This window comes from Corynebacterium sp. CCUG 65737 (genome assembly GCF_024454115.1).
GTDB lineage: Bacteria > Actinomycetota > Actinomycetes > Mycobacteriales > Mycobacteriaceae > Corynebacterium > Corynebacterium genitalium.
Window position 1 is genome coordinate 1 of the sequence record NZ_JAGPZB010000035.1, and the last position, 1,373, is coordinate 1,373.

The 1,373-nt window shown below is 59.2% G+C and carries 1 protein-coding gene; it reads right to left on the bottom strand.

Annotation, left to right across the window (positions count from 1 at the left end; all coding sequences use genetic code 11):
- Nucleotides 1-45: 45 nt before the first annotated feature.
- Nucleotides 46-1,224 (bottom strand): IS1249 family transposase, encoded by a 1,179-nt coding sequence (locus KBX17_RS11415; protein ID WP_256019915.1) that lies wholly within the window; start codon nt 1,222-1,224, stop codon nt 46-48.
- Nucleotides 1,225-1,373 lie beyond the last annotated feature (149 nt).

A 1,373-nucleotide genomic window follows, 5' to 3' on the forward strand; every position in this document is an offset into this window, starting at 1 on the left:
GGGTTAAGGGTCAAAATGTGTGTCTGGCTCGGCGTGTCGTGGGGGTTAGATCTGGCCTTTTTGGATGCCGATTGAGTGGGTGTACTCGGTATCGATACCGTTGTCGTAGAGGGCTGGTCGTCCTGTTTGGTGGTCGGCTTGGTTCTCGTTTCGGGTCAGGGTGGATACTTTGGCGAGTTGGTCCTGGCCCCAGTTGGACTGCCTGGCGATTCGTACTGGATCGTCAGGCAGCTCCGTTTTTAAGTAGAGCCACCAATCCAGCATGCGGCGTTGTCGTTCGCCTGATCTGCCGCGGTGGGTTCTGGCGAGCAGTTTGAGCTGGGCGTTGATCCCGCCTTCCAGGCTGTTGGTGGTGGATTTGATCCGCTCGGGCGCAAGGACTGCTGCTGGTGGGTTGAGGTAGACAAACAGCAGGTCGCTTCGCCAGAGGTGGTTGAGACTGTTGTAGGCCTTGCGCACGTTGTGGTGTGTCCACACGCGGGTCCATGCACCTGTTTTGGGGTCTTTGATCAGGGTTTTCTCGTCCATCCATGACCGGTAGAGCGTGGAGAACTCGTGCAGCTGCGCACCCCATGCGGCGGCTGCATCCAGCGTGGTGATCCGGGTCAGTTTCAGCGCGAGTTTGTAGATGGTGCGCCCGGCATCTGTGCGCGGGCGTGAGGTGGTGTAGCGTCGCACGACGCGTTGGGCGTGGACGAGGCAGCGTTGGATTTTCGTGGTCGGCCAGCACTTTCTGATCGCGCTGTAGGCTCCTTGGCCGCCGTCGATGACGGCGATGAGTGGCGCTTCGATGCGTTCAAGCAGCAGTTGATAGTCGCGGGTGGTTTCGTGTTTGCACCAGTGCCAGGCGATCACGTGGTCGATTGCCGCCGCGACGATCAGGCAGCCGCCGGCGGTGTAGGTGCCGTCGAGAAATACCTGGTCGTAGACCCGCTTGTCGTGGCCGGCGGTGGGGTCCGGCACGTCAACGAGCCAGCACCACTTGAAGCGCCGCTTCATGGTGGCTCGGCTAACACCGTTTCGTTTGGCTAGGTCGTCGAGCGATATTGCGGTGGTGCAATGCTCGATGAACTGGGTGAACACTGCCGCGTTGGTGATGTCGCTTCGGTGTTTCACGCTGGAGGCGCCGCATTGTTTGCAGCGCCATCTGGCGGTGCCTTTGCTGGTAGTGCCGTTGCGTTTCATTTCACCGCCGCAGTAGCAGCGAGGTTGGTTCTTTGACATTGCGACACCACACCACGCCGCACATAGCACACCAACGCTGCCACACCGAGGATTGAACGCTCGAGACCCAAATATATGCCCCGGAAGCATATACTTTCCTGAAACCTACAGGTCACCCCATGAAAATCGGCGATTCCGGACACACATTT

Excerpts from the sequence above, each read along its gene's own strand:
- KBX17_RS11415 (WP_256019915.1), bottom strand. The coding sequence starts at position 1,224 with ATGTCAAAGAACCAACCTCGCTGCTACTGCGGCGGTGAAATGAAACGC.